General features: G+C 61.7%; 4 protein-coding genes. All 4 read right to left on the minus strand.

What is annotated here, in order from left to right; all coding sequences use genetic code 11:
* Window positions 1–115: 115 nt before the first annotated feature.
* Window positions 116–1,258, minus strand: coding sequence for a hypothetical protein (locus EO094_RS18830; RefSeq protein ID WP_246008612.1), 1,143 nt, complete (start codon window positions 1,256–1,258; stop codon window positions 116–118).
* Between the two features lie 26 nt (window positions 1,259–1,284).
* The gene (locus EO094_RS18335; RefSeq protein ID WP_164879728.1) at window positions 1,285–2,940 is read right to left on the minus strand and encodes a DUF4150 domain-containing protein; all 1,656 of its coding nucleotides are present in this window, start codon (window positions 2,938–2,940) and stop codon (window positions 1,285–1,287) included.
* On the minus strand, window positions 2,927–4,048 hold the full coding sequence (locus EO094_RS18340) for a DUF2169 family type VI secretion system accessory protein (RefSeq protein ID WP_128294355.1): 1,122 nt from the start codon (window positions 4,046–4,048) through the stop codon (window positions 2,927–2,929). The genes EO094_RS18335 and EO094_RS18340 overlap by 14 nt, the downstream gene beginning before the upstream one ends.
* A 10-nt stretch (window positions 4,049–4,058) precedes the next feature.
* A partial coding sequence (locus tag EO094_RS18345; protein ID WP_425455924.1) for a bacteriophage T4 gp5 trimerisation domain-containing protein occupies window positions 4,059–4,987 on the minus strand: 929 nt, incomplete at its 5' end.

The following is a 4,987-nucleotide window of genomic DNA, read 5'->3' on the forward strand; positions in this document are numbered from 1 at the left end:
GAGCGCTTGCCCGACACATAGGAATAGCGCCGCCGCCATGCGTCGAAAGATGCCCGGAAGAGTGGCCCCCGACGCTCGCTGGCATCGACGGGACGAAGACGGCCTTCGTCCAATTCTAGGGTCGCGGCAGCCCCTTGAAATTCCGCTCAAGAAGTTCCGGCGGGATGGTGATCTGCGTCCAATGCTCGCCGTCGAAGGTGCGAACGCCGTGCTTGGAATCGAAGTAGAAGAGCAGGTCGTCAACCGCCTGGACCTTCAGCGGGTTGGGCACGCCATCGTTGATCGAAGGATCGAGCACCGGGCGCAGCGGCGATAGCATATGGCCGTCGAACCAATGCAGCGCGTAGTTGGACGCGATAACCATCTTGTCCCGGAACCTGGTGATGGAAATCAAGCTGTCGTCGTCGCCCTTGAAGGAGACGTCCTGAAAGCCGTAGGTGGCGTTGCCGAGAAGGATCACCCCATTGTGGCCAACAGCCCAGACCCTGTCTGGTGCTTCGACGAAGATGTCGGCCAGCGTCGCCGGCGTCGGCTCATAACGCCCGGCACGTGGCGTGGCGACGATCCGCCATTCCTCCCCGTTCCAATGATACAGCCGGCCTTCATGAACACGCGACGGGCCTTCCGCTGCTTTTCGGATCGCGTATGCCTCGTCATTCTTACCGGCGAGGTATAGCCGATCCATTTCGTCCTCTTCTTCCTCCGTCAACTCGCGGTTTGTGCTCGTCGGGGAATAGGTGACACTCATATAGAGGTCGTCTTCCGCGGGACCGTCCAGATCGCCAAAGATGAGGTAGTCATAGGTCTCTGGTGCCCGGGGCAGCGTATCCTCGTGAAACCAGTCCCAGCCGGTCTCCGACACGCGGTAGAGCTGCGAATGATAGCCGGTGACCAGCAGCGCGCCGCCGATCAGGGCAATCGAATTGACATAGCCGAGATCCGTCGCATCGTCGGACCAAACGCCAGCGCCTTCGATCTTGAGTTTGCCCGGCTCGTCGTCTCCCGCCGGCAGAGTATAGACCTCGCCTTCGTCGCTGAGGGCATAAAAGATCGGGCGTCCATCCGGGGCAACCTGGCCGGTCAGCCCGGTGATGTTGCGGGGGACGTCAAAACGACTCCACGGCTGCTCCAAATGCCCCTCGTGGATCAGGATATAGGAATACATATCGTCGTATTCCGAACCGCTGAAGGTGATGCCGAACGTGTCCTTGTTCAGGGCAAAGGCCGTGTAGAGGCGGTATGGGTCGAAGAGTTTCAATGTCGAACTCCTAAAATGTCGAACTCCTAATATGTCCCAGCTTCATATGTTCCAGCTTTGAGGACCCGGATCACATCGGCGTCTTTGGGGGGATGCATCGAGGTACGGCCGGGCTGATTTCGTCTACCCACGACCTGAGCGTATGTAGCTTTTTTTGCTCTTTCTCGACACTCCTGCGATAATTCCTCAACCTTATCGATAGCCTTGTAGACTTCGTCCCTGATCTTCCCAAGTGGGGCCGTTCCCTTCGGCTTATAGGTCCGACCATCACCCAATTTTTTGAGAGCATCGTCTAACGATTTATGGATAGCATCTTCACCCGTACGATGCATGGACTCCGAAAGGCAGATGGCTTGGCCGCCGTTATAGGTCGGAGAATTAGGTATGCGGTTGTCCGTAGAATTCTTCTCAGGCTCGAGTTCTGGTGCTTTGCCCAACCGGTAAACCCTATCTGGAATGAGATGATGTGCTTCGCCAGGACAGATCATACTTACATATTTATAGGGACCAACGATACACGGATACTTTCTCTTGTTTCTCGTATCAACTCGAACGTTGTGATCAAGGGCCAAAGCCAGATTTTTTGAATGTTCAACTGCTTTGTTTGCTTCGCGGTTCTCGTCTTCTCGGGTCTTTTCTTCTGCGGTCGGGTTCAGTCGGCCTTGTTGCTCCAGTTCACGCAGACGTTCCCAACCGACTTGTTCAATTTGCTCGGCATCTGCGGGTGTCGGCGCATTGCGCATCCGCTCGGCCGTATCATGAAGAATATCGGCCGCGTCCTCGCTCAGCGACGGATCTTCGGCAACACGGTCCAATTCCCCCGCCCGGATTCGACGGCGATCTTCCGGATATTTTTCTATCGTATGTTGCAGCCACCACCAGAAAGGGTTCGGACGAAGTCGTCCAAAAATGCCGCGACGGAGCTGAGGCCGATTGTCATTTGCGGGAGTAGGTATCGGGGTTTTCCCACCAGGAGTTTCGGGCCCCGAAGGAGGAGACGACGGAGCTGGCGATGGTAAAGGCTGCTCCGCCGGCATCGCCTGCGCATATTGGGCCCCCATGATGAGCGGATCGGGCGAGGCGTCGCTCATAACCAGCGGCTCGCTCTGCGTGCCCCCCTCTTCAATGCGCCGCAGCGACCCCGGGATCGGGTCGTCATCCTCAGGTGGCTGATAGGTGGCGGTGTCCTTGACGAAGATCGCCTCGCCCACCGTGTTCCTGCAATTCATCCAGCACCGGTCGAGATGGCGGATCACCGGCGAGCCCTCGGCGCGCACCTCAGGCGCATGGCCGATCGGCTCGCAGATGTCCTCAACCGTGCCGGATTTTATACCCTTTGCCGTGCCCGGCTTATCCCCGTGCACATGCGTGGTATTGGAGCGGAGGACCATCGCCTTTTGCCCGGTGAAGCGCACCGATGGCGTATAGGCTTCGTCATGCCCGCAATAATCGACGATCTGGTAGAGGACCGGCACCACCGAGGAGCCAATAGGCGTCAGGCAAACGTCCGGAGCGAGACAGACGATCCTCGCCTCGTCGGTGTCGCGCAGACCTTCTCTGGGCTCGCCGGTCGTCCACGGCGCCGGGTAACCAGGCTCCCCCGCATAATCCGACCCCGCCTCGACCAGATCGCCCCAGCCGGCTGTCATCTTATCCTTAGGCGTCTCCTCAGGCGTCGACATCGGCCGCCTCCGGTTGCGCCCGCGCCGGCGCGGCGGTGCGCTCGCTCATCACCCGGGCGAGCGTCAGCGTCACTCCGGCCGCCTCCGGCAAAGGAAACCGCCCGCGCCAGGTGAGGATCACCCGATGGTCCTCCCGCCAGTCGAAGTGCACGCCGTCGAGCGCCAGGTCATGCCAGCCGTCGGTGGGCGTTCCATCTGTGCGTACTGCCAGTGTCACATCCGGCAGTCGGCCTTCCGCAACGGCAAAGTCCGGCGACAGGTTTTCCAGTCGATAGGCCTCGTTGCCCTTCAGATGGGGAATGGCGATCTGGTCCGGCGGCGACGACTGCCAGAAACGCAAATCGAAATCCTCCGGCAGGAGCGGATGGCGCTCGTCCAGCCAAGCCTGATCGTACGTGCCAACATATTGCTCGCGCTCCCGCCACCAGGGCGACAACGGACCAAGGCCAGCGGGCGCGCGTGGCGCGCGCCAGTCCGGCTCCGTCTCGTCGGGCCAAGAGATCTGATGGGCGGGGCACGGCCCGGCATCCGGGCCCATCTTCAGATCCACCAGGCCACGCCCCAGCGGATTGCGCTGCTCGACATCGACGGGTCCGCTGTGGTCGGGGCTCGTTGGAAGCGGACCACCCAAGGCGAAAGCCCAGCTCAACGGCACGCAGTTCGTCGGCTCCGGCTCGGTCAACGTCCAGCCGACGAGTGCGCGCTTCGACGCTTTAGCGTGAAGACCAGGCCATCGCACCTCCGTATCCGGCAACCATTGGCGTGGGCCCGCCACGTTGAGCCGCTTGTCGACCGGTCCGAGTTGCAGACGCACTGGCCATTCGGCGAGCAGCTTACAGCCCGGCGCCTGAGCGGTGCCCAGAAAGGTAACGTCAGTCCCGACCTTTTCAGGCGTCAGATCCGTCTGCCGGACGAGCGGGCTGGCATGAGGCTCGCCCTCATAAGCGTCCTCCCACTGGAAGGGCTCCTGCTCACGATGAAGCCGCAGCCCGCCCCCCTGCCGGTGCAGAAAGGTCGCCTTCGCAGACACCACGACATCGAGCCCGCCGTCGCGGTCGAACTGGCGGAAGGCGACAGCAGTGAGCGGGGTCGGGTTGACGAGCTTCATCGAGCCGAACTCAATTCATGTCGATCGGCTTGCCGCGCATCTGAAAGTGGTCTGTCGCGACGAAATTGAAGGTCTTGCCGAGGATGATCACCTCACCGTTCGCCTTCATGATGAACTTGGAATCCCCGCACTCGATGACGAATTCCTCGCCGACGGCGATCTTGCGGTATTTGCCCGTGCTTTCGAGCTGCGTGGCGCCGACATTTGTGACCTTGCTCACGCCGATCTGCTCGGCGCGGGCGACGCCAACGGTGTCGGATTTGAAGGCACCGACGACGGTGTTCATGATGCCGCCGAAGGGGAAGAGGTTCGACGCGTCCTCGCCCATTCCTGCACCGGAACCGGCGAGAGCCGTGCCCGCATCGGCGCGCGGGTTCGGTCCCGAGACGACGCCGTCGCGCGCGCCGAGGCCGCCCATGCCGAGAAAGCCCAGCGCCGAAGAGGCGAGCGTGCCGGCAAAGCCGGTCAGCGCCGCGCCGCCGCCACCGGCGATCGCCCCCGCCTGAGACAACAGCCCTGCCGTGTGGCCGGCAAGCCCGGCCACCTGCGTCATCAGCCCGGCCGCCATCGCCCCCGTCCCGCCGACCGTCAGGTTCATCGAGCCCCCAACCTCGGTCTTCTGGTTCCGCGCCACCTCCAGCGCCCGGTTGCCTCCGATCGAGGCCACCTCATGCGCGTCCACCCGCTTGGTGCGGTTGTTCAGGACCCGTGTCGTCTGATCCTTCTGGGCATGCAGGAACATGTTCTCCGCACCGGTCGCATCCTCGAAGGTCAGCTCGTTGAAGCCTTCCGATTTGTGCGAGTTCGAGCGGATGATCGAGCGTGTCTTATTGGCCGGCAGATCGTAAGGCACGGCCTGCTGCGGGTTCGGCACCAATCCCGTAATCAGCGGGCGGTCGGGGTCGCCGTCGATGTAGGAGACCATCGCCTCCATGCCGA

It is taken from the genome of Afifella aestuarii (assembly GCF_004023665.1).
Lineage (GTDB): Bacteria > Pseudomonadota > Alphaproteobacteria > Rhizobiales > Afifellaceae > Afifella > Afifella aestuarii.